We start from the raw sequence: 23,072 nt of genomic DNA, 5'->3' as shown, positions 1-23,072 counted from the left end.
CGGTCGTTGCCGGGGCCGTCACTCGCCGGCCCCGGGTTCCGTCACTCGCCGGTGACGCCGTCGATGCGTTCCCGGATCAGGTCGGCGTGGCCGTTGTGCCGGGCGTACTCCTCGATCATGTGCAGGTAGACCCAGCGCAGGCTGAACGTGCGCTTCTTGGGCCCGGCCTCGGTGAACGTCTCGTCGAGGGAACGGCCCGCCGCGGCGGCGCGGGCGAGGTCGACCTCCCGGTGGTAGGTGGCGAGGTCGGCCTCGGCGTCGGCGGCGCTGACGTCGTGGTCGGCGTCGGGGTTCTCCGGCGTGAAGTACGGGTAGTCGACGCGCTGCCCGGCGAAGCACTCCCGGAACCACCACGCCTCCACCTCGGCCAGGTGCCGCACCAGGCCGAGCAGGCTCAGCCCGGACGGCTCGACGCTGGGCGTGCGCAACTGCTCGGCGGTCAGCCCGGCGCACTTGAGCAGCAGGGTCTGCCGGTGGTAGTCCAGCCAGCCGTCGAGCATGGTGCGCTCGTCGCCGACGAACGGTGCGTCGCTGCGGGTGGTCTGCGGTGCTCTCCAGGTCATCCGCCCATCCTGGCCGGCACCCCCGACACCGGGCCACCGCATTGCGCGCCGGCCGCCCTCGCCGCCCGCCGCCCGCCGCGGCGCGGGGTGTTAGGAAGGGACCCTTCCTATACAGAAAGCGTTAACAGGGGGCCCTTCCTTGCACCTCAGTCGAGGGCGTCGTTGAAGCGGCGCAGCAGGCGGCCGAAGTCCGCCACGTCCCGTCTCGACCAGCTCTCCACTATGCGCCGGAACAGCGCGAGCCGGGTCGCCCGGGCGGCGTCGAACCGGCGCTGCCCCTCCTCGGTCAGGGTGAGCCGCCACGCCCGCCGGTCCTCCGGCTCGGGCTCCCGGCGCACCAGCCCGAGCGCCTCCAGGCCGTTGATCTGCCGGCTCAGCGTCCCCTTGCTGATCCCGAGCCGGGCGGCCAGGTCGGTCAGCCGGGTCGCGTCCGAGCGGCGCAGCCACAGCAGCAGGCCGTACGCGTTCTGGTCGAGGTTGGGGTGCACCTCCTGGGCGACCTCGAAGGAGAGCGAGCGTCCCCGGCGCAGCAGCGCGGTCAACTCGTGCTCGACGAACCGCAGGGTCTCCGGGGAATGATCGTCCACGCCGTAAGGGTACGGGTGCGACGAGCTCAGCCCCCGGAGGCGAGCCGCCTTCGGAAAACCGTGCGTAGGTGCCCGTCGCCGGTGGTGCCCTCGATCGTCACGTCGGCCGTGCGGCCGGCGTGGGCGAGAGTCGCCACGGCGTTGCCGAAGTAGGGACCGGCCAGCTTGCGCCAGCGCACGCTCGGGCGGCGCACCCCGGCGCTGCGGGCCAGCGCGCGGGCCGCCCCGGCCGGCCCCGGCGACCAGCCCAGCCGCATCAGCGGACGCATCGCCGCCGGCACCTGGTTGTGGATCGGCGAGCAGGTGAGCTGGTGCACGGGGGTGTGCACCCCCGGGTCGGCGAACCGGGCCCGGGCCACGTACGAGTGGTGCACGTCCCCGGAGAGCACGCTGATCGACGCCGGCGGCGGGTACGCCGGCCCCGCGCCGACCCGGTCGCCGGTGTGCCCGGCCGGGCCGCTGCCCAGCCGCGCGAAGAGCGCGCCGAGGGCGTCGAAGGAACGCCGGAACGCCGCCCAGTGCTCCAGGTCGAGCGCCCGGCGCAGCCGCTCGGCGGAGCCGGCCACCCAGCGGTGCCGGGAGTCGGCGAGCTTCTCGTTCCACGCCTCGACGTGGTGGATGCCGGGCGGCAGCAGCCAGGGCAGCGACGCGCCGACGACGAGGTGGTCGTAGACGCCGTGCGCGCGGTCGAGGAACCAGGACCACTCGCCGGGCGGCAGCATCGCCCGGTTGCCCCGCTCCAGCACCCGGCTGCACCGGTTGTCCAGCATCACCAGCCGGGTGCGCCCCAGGTCCAGGGCGTAGCTCCACTGGTACTGCACCGCGCGCCAGCGTTCGGTGTCGTGCGCCTCGTCGGCCTCCTTGTCGACCCGGGCGCCGAACTCGCGCAGGACCTCGGTGGCGTCCCCGGCGGCGACGACCTTCGCGTAGACGGGGTCGGCGGCGATCTCGTCGGGGGCGAGGTTGCCGAGGTGCTGGTAGACCCAGTAGGAGGCCAGCCCGCTGCCGATCCGCTCGGCCCACCAGGGCTGGGCGCGCATGTCGTCGCGCCACGCCGCGGAGGTGTTCCAGTCGTCGATCACCTCGTGGTCGTCGAAGATCATCACGCTGGGCACGGTGGAGAACAGCCAGCGGATCTCCGGGTCGCGCCACGACTCCAGGTAGAGCTTGGTGTACTCGTCGAAGCTGACCACCTGCGTCGCCGGGGCGCCCTCCGGCCGCCGGCGACGCCGCTTGAGCAGCCGCCGCACGGTCGGCGAGGTCTCGTCGGCGTAGACCTGGTCGCCGAGCAGCACCAGCAGGTCGGCCTGGGCGTCGGCCCGGCCCGGGTCGGCCATCAACCGCCGGGCGTACGCGTCGAGCGCGTCGGGGGGCAGCTTGCGGGCGGTGGAGTGCTGGGTGGTTTCCCGGCAGGAGCCGAAGACCAGGCGCACCGGCTGGTCCCGGTCGTCGGCGGCCCGGGTGCGGATCACGCTGGGCGGGAAGGCGGACCGGGGCTCCGGCCAGGCGACCTCGTCGTCGACCAGCACCTCGTAGGTCGTCGCGCTGTCGGGGGTGAGCCCCTCGACGACGACGAGCGCGTAGTGGTGGTCGTACGCGGAGAAGGTGGTCGCGGTGCCCCCGGCGCCGTCGGCCGTGCGGACCCGGACCGTCGCGGGCGCGCTGGTCTCCACCCAGACGGTGGCCCGCGTGCCGACGACCCGGCGCAGCAGCGGGCCGATGAGCAGGCGGGGTGCCGGCATGGGGAACCTCCAGGAGACGAGACGATCTCATCATTTCTACCCGGTCGGCCGTCGCGCCACCCCTGGCCGTGGCGAGCGTACCCGCAGCTCGCACCCCCGCCGGTAGCGGTGGCTGGGACGCCGTCGCCGGCATCTGACAGGATTTCGGCATGACGGAATACCTCCTCATCGCGCTCGCCCTGCTCGGCGTGCTGATCCTCGGCGGCCTCGGGCTGGTGGTGCCGCGGCTGCGCCGGCGTCCGCAACCGCCGCTGCCGGAGACGGAGGTGGACACCCGCGCCGGGCAGGACCTCGCCGGGCCGCCCGTCGAGGCGCCGGAGGCGGACCTCGCCACGGGGATCCTGGTCGAGCCCCCGCCCGTGGTGGAGGCGCCGCCCGCCGTCGAGGTGCCCGAGCCGACCGCCGGCCGGCTGGTCCGGCTGCGGTCCCGGCTGTCCCGCTCGCAGAACGCCTTCGGCAAGGGCCTGCTCGGCCTGCTCAGCCGGGACCGGCTCGACGAGGACACCTGGGAGGAGATCGAGGACAGCCTGATCACCGCCGACGTCGGCATCGACTCGACCCGGGAGATCGTCGACCGGCTGCGGGAGCGGACCCGGGTGCTCGGCACCCGCACCGTCGACGAGCTGCGCGCCCTGCTCGCCGCCGAGCTGGTCAACGCCCTCGACCCGGCCCTGGACCGGTCGCTGCGCACCGCGCCGTCCGACGGGGTGCCGGCGGTGGTGCTGGTGGTCGGCGTCAACGGGGCCGGCAAGACCACCACCTGCGGCAAGATCGCCCGGGTGCTGGTCGCCGACGGCCGCAGCGTGCTGCTCGGCGCGGCCGACACGTTCCGCGCCGCCGCCGCCGACCAGCTCCAGACGTGGGGCGGCCGGGTCGGCGCGGAGACCGTCCGCGGCCCGGAGGCCGCCGACCCGGCCAGCGTGGCGTTCGACGCGGTGAAGCGCGGCATCGACACCGGCGTCGACACGGTGCTGATCGACACCGCCGGCCGGTTGCAGAACAAGGTCGGCCTGATGGACGAGCTGGGCAAGGTCAAGCGGGTCGTGGAGAAGCACGGGCCGATCGACGAGACCCTGCTGGTGCTCGACGCCACCACCGGCCAGAACGGCCTGGAGCAGGCGCGGGTCTTCACCGAGGCGGTCAACGTGACGGGCGTGGTGCTGACCAAGCTCGACGGCACCGCCAAGGGCGGCATCGTGATCGCCGTCCAGCGCAAGCTCGGCATCCCCGTCAAGCTGGTCGGCCTCGGCGAGGGCAAGGACGACCTCGCCCCGTTCGATCCGGCGCAGTTCGTCGACGCGCTGCTCGGCGTCGAGCCGCTCGCCCGCGACGCGTAACCTCGCAGTGACCAGTGACGATCGCGCCTACGTCGGGTGGCGCGAGGACCGCCACCCCGCGCCGGGCCTCGGGAGACCGTACGTGACTTCGCAGGAGATCCCGCTGCACGGCGGGAACGTCAGCACCGTCGTCCGGGTCGGCGACACCGTCCGGCGCAACGCCGGCCCGTGGACACCGTCCGTGCACGCCCTGCTGCGCCACCTGGAGTACGTCGGGTTCACCGGCGCGCCCCGGGCGCTCGGCATGGACGAGCGCAACCGGGAGGTCCTGTCGTACCTGGAGGGGGAGTGCGGGGAATACCCGCTGGCCCCGCACTGGGTCACCGACGAGGCGCTGGTGACGGTCGCGACCATGCTGCGGATGTTCCACGACGCCCAGTACGGTTTCGCCCCGCCGCCCGGGGCGGTGTGGCGCTCGTTCGGCCCGCCGCCGCCGGACACCGAGGTGATCTGCCACCACGACGCCGCCCCGCACAACGTGATCTGGCGGCCGGACGGCACCCTCGGGCTGATCGACTTCGACCTCGCCTCGCCGGGCGCGCGGATCTACGACGTGGCGTACGCGGCGTGGACCTGGGTGCCGATCTTCTCCGACCGGGACTCGATCACCCTCGGCTGGCGGCACCCGGACCGGCCGCGCCGGCTGCGGCTGTTCGCCGACGCGTACGGGCTGATCCCGCGCGACCGGCACCGGCTGGTGCGCACGATCCGCAAGCGCGTCGTCGACCACGTCGAGGGCATCCGCCGGATGGCCGCCGCGGGTGAGCCGGCGTTCGTCCGGATCGTGCACAAGGGTCACCTTCGCCGCCCGATGCGCGACCTTCGCCTGTTGGACTACGAACGGCACGCGTTGGAGTACGCGCTGCGCTGAGGTACCGCCCCGCCCGGCGGCGGTGAGGTTTTCTTCACACGTACGAAACACAGCGTCACGGGCTGGAAATCGCGTGGTGACGCTGAAGGAAACAGGAGACGACCAAGCTTCCGCGCAACCGGCGTACGGGCGACGCTGCCCCGGAAGCCGCGAAGGAGGGAACTTCACCTTTAGGAGGCCAGCGTGCCTGAAGCACCGACGATCGACGGCGGCAACACCGTTTGGCTGCTGGTTTCGACCGCGCTCGTGCTGCTCATGACGCCCGGACTGGCGCTGTTCTACGGCGGGCTCAACCGGGCCAAGGGCGTGCTCAACATGATGATGATGAGCTTCTCCGCCATTGGGCTCATCTCTGTTCTGTGGTGGTTCTACGGTTTCAGCGTCGCCTTCGGGACGGACGTGAACGGCTTCTGGGGCGACCCGGGGGCGTACCTCGGCACCAAGACCTTCCTGGCCGAGACCGACCTGTGGGGCGCCACGGCGGAGAACCCCAGCGGCATCGGGGTCCCGCTCTACGTGTTCATGGCGTTCCAGATGGTCTTCGCGGTGATCACCGTCGCGCTGATCAGCGGCGCGATCTCCGACCGCGCCAAGTTCGGCGGCTGGCTGCTGTTCGCCTTCGGGTGGGCCACGCTGGTCTACTTCCCGGTCGCCCACTGGGTCTGGGGCGGCGGCATCATCGGCGGTGACATCCACGCGCTGGACTTCGCCGGCGGCACCGCCGTGCACATCAACGCCGGTGCGGCGGCCCTGGCCGTGGCGCTGGTGCTCGGCAAGCGGCTCGGCTGGCCCCGCGAGGGCATGAAGCCGCACAACATCCCGCTGGTCGCGCTCGGCGCGGGCCTGCTCTGGTTCGGCTGGTTCGGGTTCAACGCCGGCTCGGAGCTGACCGTCGACTCGGTCGCCGGCCTCGCCTTCATCAACACCCAGCTCGCCACCGCCGCGGCGGTGCTCGGCTGGCTCGCGGTGGAGTGGATCAAGGACAAGAAGCCGACCATGGTCGGTGCGTCCTCCGGCGCGGTCGCCGGCCTGGTCGCCATCACCCCGGCCTGTGGCTTCATCGCCCCGTGGGCCGCGGTCCTGCTCGGCATCGTCGCCGGTGCGGTCTGCGCCCTCGCCATCGCCCTGAAGTACAAGCTCGGCTACGACGACTCCCTCGACGTGGTCGGCGTGCACTTCGTCGGTGGCTGGATCGGCTCGCTCTGGCTCGGCCTGTTCGCCACCAACTCGGTCAACTCCGCGATCACCGACGTGGTCGGCGCCTCCGACGGCCTGTTCTACGGCGGCGGGGTCACCCAGCTCGGCCGCCAGGCCATCGCCGGCCTGATCGTGACCGTCTGGTCCTTCGGGATCGCCTGGCTGCTCGCCTTCGCGATCGAGAAGACGATCGGCTTCCGCCTCAAGCCCGAGGCCGAGGTCGAGGGCATCGACCTCGCCGAGCACGCCGAGAGCGGTTACGACCTCTCCGTGGCCGGTGGCAGCGGCGGCGGCAGCGCGTTCGCGCTCGCCGGGATCGGGACGCCGGCGGGCGCCGGCACCAAGCCGGCCTCGGACGAGTCCGAGCCGGTCAGCGAGAAGGTCGCCGGTTAACGTTCCTGGGATGGAGGGGTTGGACATGAAGCTGGTGACCGCGGTCATCAAGCCGTACCAGCTGGACGCGGTGAAGGAGGCCCTGCACGCCCTCGGCGTGGCCGGGCTGACCGTCAGCGAGGTCCAGGGGTACGGCCGGCAGAAGGGGCACACCGAGGTCTACCGGGGTGCCGAGTACACGGTCGAGTTCCTGCCCAAGATCCGGGTCGAGGTGCTCACCGACGAGATCGACGTCGAGAAGATCGTCGACGCGATCGTCAGCGCCGCCCGGACCGGCAAGATCGGCGACGGCAAGGTGTGGGTGACCGGCGTCGAGGACGTCGTCCGCGTCCGCACCGGCGAACGCGGCCTGGACGCCCTCTAGGCCGGCCCGCATAGATGACCTCGTTGATCAGGGGAGACGCGTCGGACAGCGCCGGCGACGGTGACGCGGACCTCCTGGTCAACGAGGTCGTCGGCGTTCCCGGGGGGATCGGGGACGCCGCGCGCCGGGCGCGGGCCGCCGCCTTCGACCGGTGGCTGACGCCGCTGCTGCCCGACCGCCCCGGCATCGCGCTGGTCGCCGTGGGCGGGCTCGGGCGGCGGCAGTGCGCCCCGTACGGCGACCTCGACCTGGTGCTCGTGCACGCCGGGGTGCCCGGCATGGACGAGCTGGCCCCCAAGCTGTGGTATCCGATCTGGGACGCCGGCCTGCGGCTCGACCACTCGGTGCGGACCCTGGCCGAGGCCCTCTCCGTGGCCCAGGACGACGTGAAGGTCGCCCTCGGCCTGCTCGACGCCCGCTACGTCGCCGGCGACCGGGAACTCGCCGACACCCTGGCCCGCACCGCCGCCGACCACTGGCGGCGCACCGCCGTCCGCCAGCTGCCCGCCCTGCGGGAGATCACCGAGGCCCGCTGGCAGGCCCACGGCGAGCTGGCCTTCCTGCTCGAAGGCGACCTCAAGGAGGCCGCCGGCGGGCTGCGCGACGTGGGCATCCTGCGCGCCATCGCCACCGCCGGCATCACCGACGCGCTGCGCCCCGCCGTCCGGGCCGCCCACCTGCGCCTGCTCGACACCCGCGACGCCCTGCACGCGCAGGCCGGCCGCCGCGTCGACCGGCTCGTCGCCCAGGAACGCGACGGCGTCGCCGCCCGGCTCGGCCTGCGCCAGCCGGCGGGCGACGCCGCCTCCGGGGCCGTGGCCCCGCACGACGGCGACGTGCTGCTGCGCCGCGTCGCCGGCGACGCCCGCACCGTCAGCCACGCCCTCGACGACGCCTGGCGGGCCGCCGACCGGCTGCGCTCCCGCCGCCGGGGGGCCGACCCCCGCCCGGCGCGCCGCCCGGTCGCCCGGGACGTCGTCGAGCACGACGGGGAACTGGTGCTGGCCCGCACCGCCATCGGCGCGCGCCCCGACCCGAGCCTGTCCCTGCGGATGGCCGCCGCGGCGGCCACCACGCGGCTGCCCATCGCCCGGGCCACCTGCGAGTGGCTGGCCGCCTACTGCCCGCCGCTGCCGTCGCCCTGGCCGGCGGAGGCCCGCGCCGCGCTCATCACCCTGCTCGGCGCGGGGCCCGGCCTCGTCCCCGCCTGGGAGACCTGCGACCGGTACGGGCTGATCGACGGCTGGCTGCCCGAGTGGACCCGGCTGCGCAGCCTGCCCCAGCACAACCCCGTGCACCGCTACACCCTCGACCGGCACCTGGTGCAGGCCGCGTACGAGGCGAGCCGGCACACCCGCGACGTGGACCGGCCGGACCTGCTGCTGCTCGGCGCGTTCCTGCACGACATCGGCAAGGGGCTGCCCGGTGACCACAGCACCGCCGGCGCGCCGCTGGCCGAGGCCGTGGTGGCCCGGATCGGCCTGCCCGAGCCCGAGGTGGCGCTCATCGGCACGCTGGTCCGGCTGCACCTGCTCCTGCCCGACGTGGCCACCCGCCGCGACCTGTCCGACCCGGTGACCATCGCCCGGGTCGCCGAGGCCGTCGGCGACGGCGCCACCCTCGACCTGCTGCACGCCCTGGTCCGCGCCGACGCGGCGGCCACCGGCCCGGCCGCCTGGTCGGACTGGAAGGGCCGCCTCGTCGCCGAGCTGGTCGCCCGGGTCCGCACCGCGCTGGACACCGGCGTGCTGCCCGCCCCGCCCGACCCCGACCCGGCGCTGCTCGACGGGCCGCTGCCGGTCGTACACCTGGCGGGGGACCGGGTGGCGGTGGCCGCGGCGGACCGGCGCGGCCTGCTCGCGACGGTGGCCGGCTGCCTGGCCCTGCACCGGCTGGAGGTGCTCTCCGCCGACGCCTCGACCGTCGACGGCCGGGCCCTGGTGGAGTGCCGGGTGCAGCCCCGCTACGGCCTGCCGCCCGACCCGATCGCGCTCGCCGGTGACCTGCGCCGGGCGGTCGCCGGGGACGTCTCGGTCACCCAGCGGCTGCGCGGCCGGGCGCTGGCCGCGCGCGGCTCCGGCGCGGCCCCCCGCGTCGTGTGGCACCGGGACGCGGCCACCGACGCGGTGGTGCTGGAGCTGCGCGCCGCCGACGCGGCCGGTCTGCTCTACCGGGTGACCTGCGCCCTCGACGAGGCCGACGCGCAGGTGCGCGCGGCCCGGATCTCCACTCTCGGCGGGGACGTGGTGGACGCGTTCTACCTGGTGGGCGGCTGGCCGCCGGACGACGAGCGGGCCCGCCTGGAGGCCGCGGTCCTGGCCGCCGTGTAAGGAGGGGGCCCTTGTTAACGCTTCTGGTAGAGGAAGGGCCCCCTGTTAACCGCCGATCCCCGCGAGCGCGGTGCCGGGCGGGCCGGAGCGCGGGTGCGGCCGGCGGGCTACCCTAGCCATGGCCGGACACCTGCGCCCGGTCGCGTTGTGCCCGCCGAAACACTGACAAACGGGATGTTCGCGTGTTTGACACCTTGAGTGACCGCCTCTCCGGGATCTTCACCAAGCTCCGCGGCAAGGGCCGGCTCACGGACGCCGACATCGACGCCACGGCGCGCGAGATCCGCCTGGCGCTGCTGGAGGCCGACGTCGCCCTGCCGGTGGTCAAGGGCTTCATCGCGAACGTCAAGGAGCGGGCGCGCGGCGCGGAGGTCTCCCAGGCGCTCAACCCGGCCCAGCAGATCGTCAAGATCGTCAACGAGGAGCTGATCAACGTCCTCGGCGGCGAGGGGCGGCGGCTCCAGTTCGCCAAGCAGCCGCCGACGGTGATCATGCTTGCCGGCCTCCAGGGCTCCGGCAAGACCACCCTGGCCGGCAAGCTGGCCCGCTGGCTCAAGGCCCAGGGGCACCAGCCGCTGCTGGTCGCCGCCGACCTCCAGCGGCCCAACGCCGTCGGGCAGCTCCAGGTGCTCGGCGGCCGGGCCGGCGTCGAGGTGTACGCCCCGGAGCCCGGCAACGGCACCGGCGACCCCGTGCAGGTGGCCCGCGCCTCGATCGAGCACGCGAAGCGGGCGGCCCGGGACATTGTCATCGTCGACACCGCCGGCCGGCTCGGCATCGACGCCGAGATGATGCGGCAGGCCGCCGACATCCGCGACGCGGTCGACCCCGACGAGGTCATCTTCGTCATCGACGCGATGGTCGGTCAGGACGCCGTCCGCACCGCCGAGGCGTTCCGCGACGGCGTCGGCATCACCGGCGTGGTGCTGTCGAAGCTCGACGGCGACGCCCGGGGCGGCGCCGCGCTGTCGGTGCGCGAGGTGACCGGCCAGCCGATCCTGTTCGCCTCCACCGGCGAGAAGCTGGAGGACTTCGACGTCTTCCACCCCGACCGGATGGCCAGCCGGATCCTCGGCATGGGCGACGTCCTCACTCTGATCGAGCAGGCCGAGGCGGCCTTCGACTCCGATCAGAAGGAGAAGATGACCGCCAAGCTGATGGGCGGCGAGCAGTTCACCCTGGAGGACTTCCTCGACCAGCTCATCGCGGTGCGCCGGATGGGCCCGATCGCCAACGTGCTGGCCATGATGCCCGGCATGGGGCAGATGAAGGACCAGCTCGCCGAGCTGGACGACAAGCACTTCGACCGGGTCACCGCGATCATCCGGTCGATGACCCCGGCGGAGCGCACCAACCCGAAGATCATCAACGGCTCGCGCCGGGCCCGCATCGCCAACGGTTCGGGCGTCACCGTGATGGACGTCAACCAGCTGCTCAACCGCTTCGCCGACGCGCAGAAGATGATGAAGCAGATGGGCGGCATGATGGGCCTGCCCGGCGGCGGCCGGCGCAAGGCGACCAAGTCGCCGAAGAACAAGCGCAAGGGCACCAAGGGCGGCAACCGGCCGCGCACCGGGGCGGGCGCGGGGATGCCGGGCGGGTTCCCGGGCGGCATGCCGCAGCTCCCGCCGGGCCTGGACCCGGGCGACCTGGCCGGCGGCCAGGGCCTGCCCCCGGGCTTCAAGCTGCCGAAGATCGACTTCAACAAGTTCGGCAAGGGCGACGGCCGGCCCCGCTGACGCGTGTCGGTGACGGTGGGCGACGGCCTCGGCGCTTAGGGTGGCCGTCGCCCCCCTGGGAGGAGATGTCGTGACCGCGGCGCCCATCCTGCCCGAACGGCACGAGTGGACGGTCGACGACCTCGCCGACCTCCACCTTCCGCGACATGTACGACAAGGCGAAGGTCTACGCGCACGCCGGGGTCCGGTCGTACTGGGTGGTGGACCCGCTCCAGGAGCGCGTCACGCTGACCGAGTACGCGCTCGCCGCCGGTGGCCGGGAGTACGAGCAGATCACCCACACGGAGGACCTCTTCGTCACGGAGCTGCCGTGGAAGGTCTCCGTCGACCTGCCGGCCCTGACCGGCCGCCGGGACGGGCTGCTCGCCACGGAGGGGGAGTGATCGGGTAGGACTGTGCGCATGGCTCTGCATGTGCGCGGTGTGCTCCTGCCCGACGACGAGGTCCGGGACCTGTGGCTGGTCGGCGACCGGGTCACCTTCGACCCGGTGCCCGGCGCCGAGACCGTCGTCGACGGCGGTTTCGTGCTCCCCGGGCTGACCGACGCCCACTGCCACCTCGGCATCGCCCGGGGCGGCGCCCCGATCACCTCCCTCGACCAGGCCCGCGCGGCGGCCCACGTCGACGTCGACGCCGGGGTCCTCGCCATCCGGGACGCGGGTTCGCCGTACCCGTACCCCGAGCTCGACGACGACCCGGGGCTGCCGCGACTGGCCCGCGCGGGCCGGCACGTCGCCCCGCCGCGCCGCTACCTGCGCGACATCGGGGTCGAGGTCGACGCGCCGCAGGTGGCCGCCACCGTCGCCGCGCAGGCCGCCGCCGGCAACGGCTGGGTCAAGCTGGTCGGCGACTGGATCGACCGGGGCACCGGCGACCTCGCGCCCGCCTGGGACGCCGACACGATGACCGCCGCCGTCGCCGCCGCGCACGCCGCCGGGGCCCGGGCGGCGGTGCACACGTTCTCCGAGGCGGGCGTCGAGATCATGGTGCGGGCCGGGGTGGACTCCGTCGAGCACGGCACCGGGCTGAGCCTCGACCTGATCGACCTGATGGCCCGGCAGGGCACCGCCCTGGTCCCCACGATGATCAACATCCGGACGTTCGGCGGGATCGCCGAGCAGGCCCGCGCGAAGTTCCCCGGGTACGCCGACCACATGCTCGCCCTGCGCGACCGCTTCCCCGAGGTGGTCCGGTCGGCGTACGAGGCGGGGGTGCCGATCTACGTCGGCACGGACGCGGGCGGCGGCATCGATCACGGGCTGGCCGCCGAGGAGATGCTGTTGCTGCACTCCCAGGCCGGCATGCCGGCGGTGGACGTCCTCGCGGCCGCCTCCTGGCGGGCCCGGGAGTGGCTCGGCTTCCCCGGCCTCGTCGAGGGCGGCCTGGCCGACCTCACGGTCTATCCCACCGACCCCCGCCGCGACCTGAGCGTGGTGCGCACCCCGAGCCGCATCGTCCTGCGCGGCCGGGTGCTGCGCTGACCGTCGCCGCGCCGCCCCGCGCGGCGCTGGTCAGGGGAGGGTGTGGGCCAGGGAGGCGTGGGTCAGGGGAGCGTGGGTCAGGGGAGCGTGGCGAAGAGGCGGGTGGCCAGGGTGGCGAGGGCGTCGGCGGTCTGCTCGACGGGGGAGCGGGGCAGCACGATGTGGCTGACCACCAGCCGGACGACGGTGTCGGCGGCGAACGCCAGCGCGGCCGGGTCGGCGGCGGGCAGGTGCCCGCCGGCCCACTCCAGCAGCACGGCGGTCGACTCGGTGAGCACCAGCTCGGCGCGCGTCGTCAGGTAGGGCAACAGCTCGTCCGACCCGCCCCGGGCGCTGGTCAGGATCGCCTTGATCAGCGGGTTGTCGGCCGCCGCGGCGAGGGTGTGCGCGATCGCCGCGTACGCCGCCGCGCGCAGGTCGTCGCCGTGCTCGTCGAGGCGGGCCCGCACGTCGGTGACGAACCGGTCCACCTCGCGCCGGGCCAGCGCCTCGGCCAGCCCCGCCTTGGTGCCGAACTCGTTGTAGACCGTCTGCCGGCTCACCCCGGCGGCGGCGGCCACCCCGCCCATCCGCACGCCGTCCCAGCCCCCGGCGATCGTCTGCGCCCGGGCGGCGTCGACGATGCCGTCGCGCAGCCGCTGCCGGGCGGCGTCCCTCACTTCACCCATCGTGGCCGAAGTCTACGGCCGGCCTGAGTGGTGTCGTGGCCCGCGCACCGACGAACGGGCCCTTGCCGCGCCGGGTGACGATCCGGCCCCGGCGGGGACGGCGCGGGCGGGAGCGCGCCCGATGACGGCGTCGTGTGGCGGGGCGCATAGGATGTGCGGTCATGGCACGCGTGCTCACTCCCCGTGCGGAGGACTTTCCCCGCTGGTACCAGGACCTGATCGCCAAGGCGAAGCTGGCCGACAACGGCCCGGTCCGCGGGACCATGGTCATCCGACCGGCCGGCTACGCCATCTGGGAGCGGATGCAGGCCGAGATGGACGCCCGGATCAAGGCGGCCGGCGCGGAGAACGCGTACTTCCCGCTGTTCATCCCGGAGAGCTACCTCAAGCGCGAGGCCGAGCACGTCGAGGGCTTCTCGCCGGAGCTGGCGGTGGTCACCCACGGCGGCGGCAAGCAGCTCGCCGAGCCGGTGGTGGTGCGCCCCACCAGCGAGACGGTGATCGGCGAGTTCATGGCCAAGTGGATCGACTCCTACCGGGACCTGCCGCTGCTGCTCAACCAGTGGGCGAACGTGGTCCGCTGGGAGCTGCGCCCGCGCGTGTTCCTGCGCACCAGCGAGTTCCTCTGGCAGGAGGGGCACACCGCCCACGCCACCCGGGAGGACGCCCGCGCGTACGCCCGCAAGATCCTGCACGAGGCGTACGAGGACCTGATGGTCAACGTGCTCGGCATCCCGGTCGTGGTGGGCCTCAAGACCGCCCGGGAGCGCTTCGCCGGGGCCACCGCCACCTACACGTGCGAGGGCATGATGGGCGACGGCAAGGCCCTCCAGCTCGGCACCAGTCACGAGCTGGGGCAGAACTTCGCCAAGGCGTTCGACATCAGCTACTCCTCGGCCGAGGGCGGCCGGGAGCACGCGTGGACGACGTCGTGGGGCACCTCGACCCGGATGCTCGGCGGCCTGATCATGGCCCACGGCGACGACAACGGCCTGCGGGTCCCGCCGAGGCTGGCGCCCGTGCAGGCGTACGTGATGATCGTCAAGGACGGCGAGGGCGTCGGCGAGGCGGCGGCCAAGCTGCGCGACGGCCTGCGCGACGCCGGGGTCCGGGTCGCGCTCGACGACCGCACCGACACCGCGTTCGGCCGCCGGGCCGTCGACGCCGAGCTGCGCGGCTATCCGGTACGCGTGGAGGTCGGCCCCCGCGACCTGGCCGCCGGCAACGCGGTCGTGGTCCGGCGCACGGACGGCTCGAAGTCGCCGACCCCGGTCGCCGACGTGGTCGGCGCGGTGCTGGCCGCCCTGGAGGCCGACCAGCGCGCCCTGCACGATCAGGCCCTGGACCACCGCCGGTCCCGCACCGTGGAGGTGGCCACGCTCGCCGAGGCGATCGAGGCGGCCGCCACCGGCTGGGCCCGCGTGCCGTGGTCGGCGGTCGGCGTGGCCGGCGAGGCCGAGGCGAACGGCCAGGGCGTGACGGTGCGCTGCCTGCTGCGCGCCGACGGCTCCGTCCCCGACTCGGAGGACGAGCCGGACCTGGTCGCGATCCTGGCCCGCGCCTACTGACGCACCGCCTGCGGAAGAAGGGCGGCCGGCACCACGCCGGCCGCCCTTCTCGTGTGCCGACCGTCGTGGGGATTCCTGGTGCTCCGATCCGGCGACGGGGGCGACGGCCCGGAACGGCCGAGCGGGTGTCGGAACACGGGCCCACGGGCCGGGCGGTGCCGCCGCCGGCCGGCGCCGCCAGACCGATAGGGTCGGTGCCATGAGGTTCGCGCCCGGCCGGCTGATCGTGCACCGCAACGTCCGGCACGGCCGGATCGGCTGGGTCCGGACGGGGCGGGTGGTCAGCGACGACGAGCGCGGCCTGCTGCTCTACGTCGCCCGCGACTCGCCGGTGGCCAACGAGGTGACCGCGGCCGGGCTCGGCATGCGGGCGGTGCCGTTCACCGAGTGGATCACTTCGTCGTACCGGTTGGCCCGCGGGCGGTGGAACGGGCCGGCGCTGCTGAAGTTCCTGCCCGTGGGCGAGGCGCACTCCGTCTGGTGGTTCTCCGACGCCGCCGGCCGGTTCAGCCACTGGTACGTCAACCTGGAGGAGCCCGGCGTGCGCTGGGACGACGGTGACCTGGCCGGGGTGGACATGGTCGACCAGGATCTCGACGTGGTGATCCGGCCCGACCGCACCTGGGAGTGGAAGGACGAGGAGGAGTTCGCCGAGCGGCTGGCCTTCCCCGCCGACTACTGGGTGGCCGACGAGGCCGCGGTCCGGGCCGAGGGGAAGCGGGTGATCGCCCGCGCCGAGGCCGGTGAGTTCCCGTTCGACGGCACCTGGTGCGACTTCGTCCCGCCGCCCGGCTGGGACGTGCCGGGGGCGCTGCCGCCGGGCTGGGACCGCCCGCCCGCCCGCTGACGCGAACCACCACAAACAGCGCGAAACGCGCGTTCCGGTGCCGCCGGGCAGCGGCCCGGCCGGCCGATGTGAGGAATCCCGGCCCGATCTGGCAGAATGGGTCGCTGGTATCCGGCGCGCGTCCGGCGCCCTCTACCCCGGGCGCGTCGCCAGTCCACCGAGCAGTCTCCGGCCCAACCCCACTGTGCCGGTCGGCGCTCACCCGTGCACCGCCCGGACCGGGCCGGTGAGATCGCAACAGGAGCGAAACAACTGTGGCCGTAAAGATCCGGCTCCTGCGGATGGGCAAGATCCGCAACCCGCAGTACCGCATCGTCGTCGCCGACTCGCGCTCCAAGCGTGACGGTCGCGCGATCGAGTTCGTCGGTGTGTACCAGCCGAAGGAGGACCCTTCGGTGATCGAGGTCAAGTCGGAGCGGGTCCAGTACTGGCTGTCCGTCGGCGCGCAGCCGAGCGACGCCGTGCAGCGCCTGCTGGAGCTGACCGGTGACTGGCAGAAGTTCAAGGGCCTGCCGGCCCCGCCGCCGCTGAAGGTCGCCGCCGAGCGCGCCGACCGCAAGGCGGCGTACGAGGCCGAGGCGAAGGCCGCCGCCGGCCTGGCCGACGCCCCGACGAAGCCGGCCAAGAAGGCCGCCAAGGCCGAGGCCCCGGCCGCCGAGCAGGCGCCGAAGGCCGAGGAGCAGCCCGCGGCGGACGCCGCCGGCGAGCAGGCCTGACATGGCACTGCGTCCGGCGCTTGAGCACCTGGTCAAGGGCATCGTCGACCACCCGGACGACGTCCGGGTCCGGCTGGTCGACAACCGTCGGGGCAAGCGGCTGGAAGTCCGCGTGCACCCGGAGGATCTCGGCACGGTGATCGGGCGGTCCGGCCGGACCGCCAAGGCGCTGCGCCAGGTGATCGGCTCCATCGGTGGGCGCGGCGTGCGCGTCGACATCGTCGACTCGTACTGATGCGGCTCATCGTCGGCCGGATCGGCAAGCCGCACGGCATCCGTGGTGAGGTCACCGTCGAGGTGCGCACCGACGAGCCCGAGGCACGCTTCGCGCCCGGCTCGGTACTCGCTACCGAGCCGGGCGCGACGCCGCCGGCCAACCCGGCCCCCGGCCCCGGCGTGCCGTTCCGGGTCCCGGCCGCGCTGACCGTCGAGTCCGCCCGCTGGCACCAGGGGCGGCTGCTGGTCGCCTTCGAGGGTGTGCTGGAGCGCGACGTCGCCGAGGCGCTGCGCGGCACCCTGCTGGGGGTGGACAGCGCCGACGTCGCCCCGCCGGAGGACCCGGAGGAGTTCCACGACCACCAGCTCGTCGGGCTGGCGGCGGTCACCCCGGCCGGTGAGCACCTCGGCGAGGTGGTCAAGATCGACCACGCGCCCGCGTCGGACCTGCTGGTGCTGCGCCGCCCCGAGGGGCGCACCGCGCTCATCCCGTTCGTCAGGGCGATCGTGCCCGAGGTCGACCTCGCCGGCGGTCGCGTCGTCGTCGACCCGCCCGGCGGCCTGCTCGACCTCTAGGTCCCTGGAGCACCCGCGCATGCGCGTCGACGTCGTGTCGATCTTCCCCGAGTACCTCGCCCCGCTCGACCTGTCGCTGATCGGCCGGGCCCGGGCCGCCGGGACGCTGCGGCTGGCCGTACACGACCTGCGGAGCTGGACCCACGACGTGCACCGCACGGTCGACGACACGCCCTACGGCGGCGGGCCCGGGATGGTGATGCGGCCCGAGCCGTGGGGCGAGGCGCTCGACGCCCTCGCCCCGGCCGAGCTGGCCCCGGACGGCGTGACCCTGCCCCGGCTGCTGGTGCCGTCGCCGGCCGGCGAGCCGTTCACGCAGGCCATGGCGCACGAACTGGCCGCCGAGTCGCACCTGCTCTTCGCCTGCGGCCGGTACGAGGGCATCGACCAGCGGGTGCTCGACCACGCCGCGACCCGGATGCGGGTGACGGAGGTCTCCCTCGGCGACTACGTGCTCTTCGGCGGCGAGGTGGCCGTGCTGGTGATCCTGGAGGCCGTGACCCGGCTGCTGCCCGGGGTGCTCGGCAACGCCGGCTCGCTGGACGACGAGTCGCACGCCCACGGGCTGCTGGAGGCGCCGATGTACACCAAGCCGGCGAGCTGGCGCGGGCACGAGGTGCCGGAGGTGCTGCGCTCCGGCGACCACGGCCGGATCGCCCGCTGGCGGCGCGACGAGGCGCTGACCCGCACCGCCGCCCGCCGGCCCGACCTGCTCGCCGCGCTCGACCCGGCGAGCCTGGACAAACGGGACCGGGCGGCCCTGGACCGGGCCGGATTTCCGCTGCCGGCGGGGGATGTGGCAAAGTAGGGAGGTTGCCGTAACCGCCCGCGCCGCGGGCGGCTGCGAGGATCCTCGACCGGGGCCGCCCGCGGTCGCCACCCGGGGATCAGAATCACCCATCCGCGCACCGACTGACGGTGCGCCGTGAGCCTCACGAGGACACAGCGATGAACATCCTGGACGCCCTTGACGCCCAGTCGAAGCGGGTCGACATCCCCCAGTTCCGCGCCGGTGACACCGTCAAGGTGCACGCGCGGGTCGTCGAGGGCAGCCGGTCCCGGGTCCAGATCTTCCAGGGCGTCGTCATCCGCCGCCAGGGTGACGGCCTGCGCGAGACCTTCTCGGTCCGCAAGATGAGCTTCGGCGTGGGTGTCGAGCGGACCTACCCGGTGAACAGCCCGGCGATCGACCGGATCGAGATCGTGACCCGTGGCGCCGTGCGCCGCGCCAAGCTCTACTACCTGCGCGAGCTGCGGGGCAAGAAGGCCAAGATCAAGGAGCGCCGCGAGAAGCAGCCTAGCTGACTTCCCGCTCGCCACGCCGCCTGAGCTGCGCGGATGTCGTACGGGCCCGGCCCGGTTACGCTGGTCGCACGGGCGCAGGCGGGCATCGATGCGTCGCGGCGTCAGCCGTGGTCGCGGATCGTCCCACTACCGCCCGTGGGGCCTCGTCGAGGCTCCCGGGCGGTAGTGGCGTTTCTGCGAACCGGGGAGTGGCATGGTGCGCACGCTTGACGAGGGCGACGCGGTCGATCCGTGGCGTCGGCGGGAACGACGGTCCCGCCGGCAGATGCCGCTGTGGCAGGAGCTGCCGCTGCTGTTGGTCGTCGCCTTCTGCCTGGCGGTGCTGATCCGCACCTTCCTGCTCCAGGCGTTCTTCATCCCCTCCGGCTCCATGGAGGACACCCTGCTCGTCAACGACCGGGTGCTGGTCAACAAGGTCGTCTACGACGTCCGCGACCCGCAGCGCGGCGAGGTGGTGGTCTTCCGGGGCACCGACAAGTGGGTCGCCCAGGAGGTCCAGGAGCCCGAGCCCGGGATCGTCGGCAAGTTCGGCCGCACCGTCGGCGACCTGGTCGGGGTGAGCCGCCCCGGCGAGAAGGACTTCATCAAGCGGGTGATCGGCGTGCCCGGGGACCGGGTCCGCTGCTGCGACGCCCAGGGCCGGGTCACCGTCAACGACATTCCGCTCGACGAGCCGTACGTGATCCGCGACTCGCCGCTGGACCTGCCGCCCAACCCCGCCGAGTGCCGGTCGCGGCGCTTCGACGAGGTGGTCGTCCCGCCCGGCCAGATCTTCGTCATGGGCGACCACCGGCTCGTCTCCCAGGACGCCCGCTGCCAGGGCCCGGTGCCGATCGAGAACGTCGTCGGCCGGGCGTTCGCGGTGGTCTGGCCGTCGTCGCGGTGGGCGTCGCTGCCGGTGCCGGAGACCTTCGCGACGGTCACCGGGCCCACCCCGGCGGCCGGGCAGCCCCTGGCCCCGGTGCGGCCCAGCGGCACGGGCGGTGTGCTGCTGCTCCTACCGGTCTCGGCTGCGCTGTCCGTTCTCGCGCGTTCCGGGCGGCCGGTCCGCCTGCGGCGACGTAGGCTCCACCCGTGATTGACGAGCAGACCGACAAGAAGAGCGGCTCCTTCTGGAAGGAGCTGCCCATCCTCCTGGGCGTGGCGATCCTGGTAGCGGTGCTGGTGCGGGCCTTCGTGCTCCAGACCTTCTACATCCCGTCGCCGTCCATGGAGAACACCCTCCAGATCAATGATCGGGTGCTGGTCAACAAGCTGGTCTACGACTTCCGGTCACCGCACCGGGGCGAGGTCGTGGTGTTCAAGGCACCGACCGAGTGGAGCGGCAACCCCGACGGCGAGGACTTCATCAAGCGGGTGATCGGCGTCGGCGGCGACCACGTGGTCTGCTGCGACCCGCAGGAGCGGATCATGATCAACGGCAAGCCGATCGACGAGCCGTACATCTACTCGGCCAACGGCCAGCAGGACAAGGCCGCCGACCAGGAGTTCGACATCACCGTGCCGCAGGGGCGGCTGTGGGTGATGGGCGACCACCGCTCGGCGTCCGGCGACTCGCTGGAGCACTGGCAGCAGTCGGGCCAGAACATCGACAGCGCCACCATTCCCGAGGACCAGGTGGTCGGGCGGGCGTTCACCGTCTTCTGGCCGGTCGACCGGGCCACGTGGCTCACCGTGCCGAAGTCGTTCGACGACGTACCCAACCCCTGATCGGCCTGCGCGACCCCAGCGGCCCCCGGGTGGGCATGGGCGTCCGGCGCGGCGTCTGGCAGGCTGGGACGGTGACGGTCTACACCCCCCGACGCGCGGCGCGCGTGCTGCTCGTCGACGCCGCCGGCCGGGTGCTGCTCCTCGCCGGGCACGACCCGGCGCGGCCCGACCACCGATACTGGCTGACCCCCGGCGGCGGGCTGGAGCCGGGGGAGTCCCCGGCGGCGGCCGCCGCCCGGGAGCTGGCCGAGGAGACGGGCCTGCGGCTGACCCCGGCCGAGCTGGGCGAGCCGGTGGAGCAGGAGCGGATCCGGTTCCCGTTCGGCGCCGCCTACTACGAGCAGGAGCAGCAGTTCTTCCTGGCCCGCGTGGCGGGGTGGGAGGTCGACACGGCGGGCCTCGACGCCGTCGAGCGGGCCAGCATCACCGGGCACCGCTGGTGGCCGCTCGACGAGCTGGCGGCCACGACCGAGCGCTACTACCCGGCCGACCTGCCGGCGTTGCTGCGCCGCGCGCTCGCCGCGCGCCCCGAGCCGGCCGACCCGCCGGCCCCGCCCGCCGGGTCCGCCGCACCCGCCGGGTCCGCCGACGTCGGGTCCACCGCCGGGGGCGCGCCGTGCTGACCCCGCCGCGCACCGTCGTGCGCCGGGAGGCCGGGCTGTACGCGCTGGAGCGCGCCCTGCAACGCCGGGGCTTCCGGCACGTGGCCGGCGCCGACGAGGCCGGGCGCGGGGCCTGCGCGGGGCCGCTCGTCGCCGCGGCGGCGGTGCTGCCGGAGGGGCGGCGCGGCGAGATCGACGGGCTGGCCGACTCCAAGCTGCTCACCCCGGCCAGCCGGGAGCGCGTCTACGACCAGGTGGTCGCCCGCGCCCTCGCGTACGCGGTGGTCGTGATCCCGGCCGACGAGGTCGACGCCCGGGGCCTGCACGTGTGCAACCTCGCCGCGATGCGCCGGGCCCTCGCCTCGCTGGCCACCCGGCCGGACTACGTGCTGACCGACGGCTTCGGCGTCGACGGCCTGGACGTGCCGGGGCTCGCGGTGTGGAAGGGCGACCGGGTGGCGGCCTGCGTCGCGGCGGCCAGCGTGCTCGCCAAGGTGACCCGGGACCGGATCATGGTCGAGCTGGACGCGTCGTACCCCGGCTACGGCTTCGCCGAGCACAAGGGCTACGTCACCGCGGAGCACACGGCGGCCCTGCGGGAGCGCGGCCCGTGCCGGGAACACAGGTTCTCGTACGTCAATGTGGCCACCGTTTCCGGCCTGGACGGGCGGCCACCCAGATCCCGCCGTCCGGTGGGTGCGCGGCCGGTCGAGCCGATGGAGCGTTTCGACGTGTCAGGGGGTACCGTCGGCGTGGCGTTGGGCGAGCAGCCCCGACCTCCCGCGCCGGTGGGGGAGGATGTGGTCATGGAAGGCGGAGTGCGATGAGCGCGGAAGATCTCGAGAAGTACGAGACCGAGATGGAGCTCCAGCTCTACCGGGAGTACCGCGACATCGTCCGTCAGTTCTCGTACGTGGTGGAGACGGAGCGCCGCTTCTACCTGGCCAACCAGGTGGACCTGCACGTGCGCAACTCCGACGGCGAGGTCTACTTCGAGGTCGAGATGCACGACGCCTGGGTGTGGGACATGTACCGTCCGGCCCGGTTCGTCAAGAATGTCCGGGTGATGACGTTCAAGGACGTCAACGTCGAGGAGCTGGAGAAGCCCGACATCTCCCTGCCGGCCGACTCCGGCTTCGGCGGCTGACGGCCGCACCGCCCCGCCGGGCGTCGGGCTCCACCCGACCCGCGCCCTGCCGGCTGCGCCAGCCGTCCCCACCGCGCCCCGCCGCCGCCCGCCGGGCGGCGGAGCCGACCCCGCCGACACCCACGTCGCCCCGCCTGCGGTGGCCGCCTCCACCGGCACCCCCCGACGCGGTCCGCGCCCACCGGCCATAGCAGATCATCGGGCCGGGCGGGGGTTGTCCACAACGACGCCGGCTGTCCACAGGCGAGCCGTGGTCGGTGGCGGCCACCCCGGCCTTCCGGCACGCTGCCGGACATGCGGACGAGGCATGCGCCGGGCGGTCCCGGCCCGGACAGGAGCAACGGCAGAGGCGGCCCCGGCGCGGGCGGCGGCGCGGTCCGGACCGGGGGCGCGCCGGCGCCGAACCGGCCACGGCCGGCGGCGGCCGCCGGGGTCGTCCTCTGCGGTCTCGCCCTCGCCGCCGCTGCCGCCCCCGGCCCGGTCGCCTCGATCCCGGTCGTCGCCGGTGCGGCCGTTTCGGTCCCGGTCGCCGTCGACCCCGTCGTCGCCGGTCCGGCCGCTGTCGGTCCGGTCGCTGTCGGTCCGGTCGCCGTGGGCCCGGTCGTCGCCGGTGCGGTCGTCGCCGGTCCCGGTTCCGGACTGCCGGCCTTCGGGTGGCCGCTCGACGGGGTGCCGCGACCCGCCCGCCGCTTCGAGCCGCCGCCGCAGCCGTGGCTGCCCGGGCACCGGGGCGTCGACCTGATCGCCGAGCCGGGTGCCGTGGTCCGCGCCGCCGGGCCCGGGGTGGTGCTCCACGCCGGGCAGGTCGCCGGCCGACCGGTGATCACCGTCGGGCACAGCGCCGGGCTGCGGACCACCTACGAGCCGGTGACGCCCGGCGTCCGGGTCGGCGACCGGGTGGCCGCGGGGGCGTCGCTGGGCCGGCTGGAACCCGGGCACGCGGGCTGCCCGGACCGGGCCTGCCTGCACTGGGGCCTGCGCCGGGGCGAGGAGTACCTCGACCCGACGGCGCTGCTCGGCCTCGGCCCCGTCCGGCTGCTGCCGCTCTGACCGTCGCCCCCTGGCCCGGGACGCTCGGCTGCCCCGGTCGCGCTCGCCGCAGCGGGCGTCACG

Annotated in this window: 23 protein-coding genes and 2 pseudogenes; 21 read left to right on the top strand and 4 right to left on the bottom strand. The window is 74.1% G+C overall.

Annotation, left to right across the window (positions count from 1 at the left end; genetic code table 11):
• Window positions 1-41: 41 nt before the first annotated feature.
• From HDA31_RS21785 to HDA31_RS21780, 3 genes are all read right to left on the bottom strand, one after another.
• Window positions 42-563 (bottom strand): DinB family protein, encoded by a 522-nt coding sequence (locus HDA31_RS21785; RefSeq protein WP_074473811.1) that lies wholly within the window; start codon window positions 561-563, stop codon window positions 42-44.
• 146 nt (window positions 564-709) lie between these two features.
• The gene (locus HDA31_RS31840) at window positions 710-1,150 is read right to left on the bottom strand and encodes a MarR family winged helix-turn-helix transcriptional regulator (protein WP_074473812.1); all 441 of its coding nucleotides are present in this window, start codon (window positions 1,148-1,150) and stop codon (window positions 710-712) included.
• Between the two features lie 26 nt (window positions 1,151-1,176).
• The gene (locus HDA31_RS21780; RefSeq protein WP_219825012.1) at window positions 1,177-2,892 is read right to left on the bottom strand and encodes an alkaline phosphatase D family protein; all 1,716 of its coding nucleotides are present in this window, start codon (window positions 2,890-2,892) and stop codon (window positions 1,177-1,179) included.
• A gap of 149 nt (window positions 2,893-3,041) precedes the next feature.
• Here HDA31_RS21780 and ftsY point away from each other — a divergent pair, with 149 nt between their 5' ends.
• From ftsY to HDA31_RS21740, 8 genes and pseudogenes are all read left to right on the top strand, one after another.
• Window positions 3,042-4,229: a signal recognition particle-docking protein FtsY gene (gene ftsY / locus HDA31_RS21775; RefSeq protein WP_178063783.1), complete on the top strand. Its 1,188-nt coding sequence runs from the start codon at window positions 3,042-3,044 to the stop codon at window positions 4,227-4,229.
• A 7-nt stretch (window positions 4,230-4,236) separates the two neighbouring features.
• Window positions 4,237-5,100 (top strand): phosphotransferase, encoded by an 864-nt coding sequence (locus HDA31_RS21770; protein ID WP_178063784.1) that lies wholly within the window; start codon window positions 4,237-4,239, stop codon window positions 5,098-5,100.
• A 183-nt stretch (window positions 5,101-5,283) separates the two neighbouring features.
• Entirely contained in the window at window positions 5,284-6,690 is a 1,407-nt protein-coding gene (locus HDA31_RS21765) for an ammonium transporter (RefSeq protein WP_074473815.1), read from the top strand.
• A 25-nt stretch (window positions 6,691-6,715) separates the two neighbouring features.
• Window positions 6,716-7,054 carry a P-II family nitrogen regulator gene (locus tag HDA31_RS21760; protein WP_176734818.1) on the top strand — a complete coding sequence of 113 codons (339 nt, stop codon included), beginning with the start codon at window positions 6,716-6,718 and terminating at the stop codon, window positions 7,052-7,054.
• A 14-nt stretch (window positions 7,055-7,068) separates the two neighbouring features.
• Entirely contained in the window at window positions 7,069-9,384 is a 2,316-nt protein-coding gene (locus HDA31_RS21755; protein ID WP_178063785.1) for a [protein-PII] uridylyltransferase, read from the top strand.
• A gap of 182 nt (window positions 9,385-9,566) precedes the next feature.
• Complete coding sequence (gene ffh / locus HDA31_RS21750) at window positions 9,567-11,123, top strand: signal recognition particle protein (RefSeq protein WP_178063786.1); 1,557 nt, start codon at window positions 9,567-9,569, stop codon at window positions 11,121-11,123.
• Between the two features lie 134 nt (window positions 11,124-11,257).
• Window positions 11,258-11,506, top strand: a pseudogene (locus tag HDA31_RS21745) (Uma2 family endonuclease); the annotation flags it as partial.
• A gap of 18 nt (window positions 11,507-11,524) precedes the next feature.
• Window positions 11,525-12,604, top strand: a complete 1,080-nt coding sequence (locus HDA31_RS21740; RefSeq protein ID WP_043962330.1) for an amidohydrolase family protein — start codon at window positions 11,525-11,527, stop codon at window positions 12,602-12,604.
• 77 nt (window positions 12,605-12,681) lie between these two features.
• Here HDA31_RS21740 and HDA31_RS21735 read toward each other — a convergent pair whose 3' ends face one another.
• On the bottom strand, window positions 12,682-13,272 hold the full coding sequence (locus HDA31_RS21735) for a TetR/AcrR family transcriptional regulator (protein WP_178063787.1): 591 nt from the start codon (window positions 13,270-13,272) through the stop codon (window positions 12,682-12,684).
• Between the two features lie 161 nt (window positions 13,273-13,433).
• Between HDA31_RS21735 and proS the strand changes: the two genes are divergently transcribed.
• The 13 genes and pseudogenes from proS (at window position 13,434) to HDA31_RS21670 (ending at window position 23,009) form a co-directional block, all read left to right on the top strand.
• Entirely contained in the window at window positions 13,434-14,840 is a 1,407-nt protein-coding gene (gene proS, locus HDA31_RS21730) for a proline--tRNA ligase (RefSeq protein ID WP_178063788.1), read from the top strand.
• Window positions 14,841-15,039: 199 nt separating this feature from the next.
• Window positions 15,040-15,687 carry a ribonuclease FAU-1 family protein gene (locus HDA31_RS21725; RefSeq protein ID WP_178063789.1) on the top strand — a complete coding sequence of 216 codons (648 nt, stop codon included), beginning with the start codon at window positions 15,040-15,042 and terminating at the stop codon, window positions 15,685-15,687.
• Between the two features lie 254 nt (window positions 15,688-15,941).
• Window positions 15,942-16,403, top strand: coding sequence for a 30S ribosomal protein S16 (rpsP, locus tag HDA31_RS21720; RefSeq protein WP_074473823.1), 462 nt, complete (start codon window positions 15,942-15,944; stop codon window positions 16,401-16,403).
• 1 nt (window position 16,404) lies between these two features.
• Window positions 16,405-16,638, top strand: a complete 234-nt coding sequence (locus HDA31_RS21715) for an RNA-binding protein (protein ID WP_036374728.1) — start codon at window positions 16,405-16,407, stop codon at window positions 16,636-16,638.
• Window positions 16,638-17,195 carry a ribosome maturation factor RimM gene (gene rimM, locus HDA31_RS21710; RefSeq protein WP_074473824.1) on the top strand — a complete coding sequence of 186 codons (558 nt, stop codon included), beginning with the start codon at window positions 16,638-16,640 and terminating at the stop codon, window positions 17,193-17,195. Before HDA31_RS21715 ends, rimM begins: the two co-directional genes overlap by 1 nt.
• 19 nt (window positions 17,196-17,214) lie before the next feature.
• Window positions 17,215-18,003, top strand: a complete 789-nt coding sequence (gene trmD, locus HDA31_RS21705; RefSeq protein ID WP_178063790.1) for a tRNA (guanosine(37)-N1)-methyltransferase TrmD — start codon at window positions 17,215-17,217, stop codon at window positions 18,001-18,003.
• 140 nt (window positions 18,004-18,143) lie between these two features.
• Window positions 18,144-18,500 carry a 50S ribosomal protein L19 gene (gene rplS / locus HDA31_RS21700; protein ID WP_043962345.1) on the top strand — a complete coding sequence of 119 codons (357 nt, stop codon included), beginning with the start codon at window positions 18,144-18,146 and terminating at the stop codon, window positions 18,498-18,500.
• A 193-nt stretch (window positions 18,501-18,693) separates the two neighbouring features.
• Window positions 18,694-19,565 (top strand): annotated as a pseudogene (gene lepB, locus HDA31_RS21695) (signal peptidase I).
• A gap of 9 nt (window positions 19,566-19,574) precedes the next feature.
• Window positions 19,575-20,210, top strand: coding sequence for a signal peptidase I (lepB, locus tag HDA31_RS21690; RefSeq protein ID WP_043962347.1), 636 nt, complete (start codon window positions 19,575-19,577; stop codon window positions 20,208-20,210).
• Between the two features lie 71 nt (window positions 20,211-20,281).
• Entirely contained in the window at window positions 20,282-20,833 is a 552-nt protein-coding gene (locus tag HDA31_RS21685; protein ID WP_246384480.1) for an NUDIX hydrolase, read from the top strand.
• Window positions 20,827-21,639 (top strand): ribonuclease HII, encoded by an 813-nt coding sequence (locus tag HDA31_RS21680; RefSeq protein ID WP_074473828.1) that lies wholly within the window; start codon window positions 20,827-20,829, stop codon window positions 21,637-21,639. Before HDA31_RS21685 ends, HDA31_RS21680 begins: the two co-directional genes overlap by 7 nt.
• The gene (locus HDA31_RS21675; protein WP_007075222.1) at window positions 21,636-21,959 is read left to right on the top strand and encodes a DUF2469 domain-containing protein; all 324 of its coding nucleotides are present in this window, start codon (window positions 21,636-21,638) and stop codon (window positions 21,957-21,959) included. The genes HDA31_RS21680 and HDA31_RS21675 overlap by 4 nt, the downstream gene beginning before the upstream one ends.
• Window positions 21,960-22,253: 294 nt before the next feature.
• The gene (locus HDA31_RS21670; protein WP_178063793.1) at window positions 22,254-23,009 is read left to right on the top strand and encodes a murein hydrolase activator EnvC family protein; all 756 of its coding nucleotides are present in this window, start codon (window positions 22,254-22,256) and stop codon (window positions 23,007-23,009) included.
• The last annotated feature ends 63 nt before the right edge of the window (window positions 23,010-23,072 follow it).

The organism is Micromonospora carbonacea (genome assembly GCF_014205165.1).
Lineage (GTDB): Bacteria > Actinomycetota > Actinomycetes > Mycobacteriales > Micromonosporaceae > Micromonospora > Micromonospora carbonacea.
This window is presented reverse-complemented; position numbering and strand designations above follow the sequence as displayed.

Coding starts and splice junctions, on each gene's coding strand:
- HDA31_RS21785 (WP_074473811.1), bottom strand. CDS start 563: ATGACCTGGAGAGCACCGCAGACCACCCGCAGCGACGCACCGTTCGTC.
- HDA31_RS21780 (WP_219825012.1), bottom strand. CDS start 2,892: ATGCCGGCACCCCGCCTGCTCATCGGCCCGCTGCTGCGCCGGGTCGTC.
- ftsY (WP_178063783.1), top strand. CDS start 3,042: ATGACGGAATACCTCCTCATCGCGCTCGCCCTGCTCGGCGTGCTGATC.
- HDA31_RS21760 (WP_176734818.1), top strand. CDS start 6,716: ATGAAGCTGGTGACCGCGGTCATCAAGCCGTACCAGCTGGACGCGGTG.
- HDA31_RS21755 (WP_178063785.1), top strand. CDS start 7,069: ATGACCTCGTTGATCAGGGGAGACGCGTCGGACAGCGCCGGCGACGGT.
- HDA31_RS21740 (WP_043962330.1), top strand. CDS start 11,525: ATGGCTCTGCATGTGCGCGGTGTGCTCCTGCCCGACGACGAGGTCCGG.
- HDA31_RS21735 (WP_178063787.1), bottom strand. CDS start 13,272: ATGGGTGAAGTGAGGGACGCCGCCCGGCAGCGGCTGCGCGACGGCATC.
- proS (WP_178063788.1), top strand. CDS start 13,434: ATGGCACGCGTGCTCACTCCCCGTGCGGAGGACTTTCCCCGCTGGTAC.
- HDA31_RS21725 (WP_178063789.1), top strand. CDS start 15,040: ATGAGGTTCGCGCCCGGCCGGCTGATCGTGCACCGCAACGTCCGGCAC.
- HDA31_RS21715 (WP_036374728.1), top strand. CDS start 16,405: ATGGCACTGCGTCCGGCGCTTGAGCACCTGGTCAAGGGCATCGTCGAC.
- rimM (WP_074473824.1), top strand. CDS start 16,638: ATGCGGCTCATCGTCGGCCGGATCGGCAAGCCGCACGGCATCCGTGGT.
- trmD (WP_178063790.1), top strand. CDS start 17,215: ATGCGCGTCGACGTCGTGTCGATCTTCCCCGAGTACCTCGCCCCGCTC.
- rplS (WP_043962345.1), top strand. CDS start 18,144: ATGAACATCCTGGACGCCCTTGACGCCCAGTCGAAGCGGGTCGACATC.
- HDA31_RS21675 (WP_007075222.1), top strand. CDS start 21,636: ATGAGCGCGGAAGATCTCGAGAAGTACGAGACCGAGATGGAGCTCCAG.
- HDA31_RS21670 (WP_178063793.1), top strand. CDS start 22,254: ATGCGGACGAGGCATGCGCCGGGCGGTCCCGGCCCGGACAGGAGCAAC.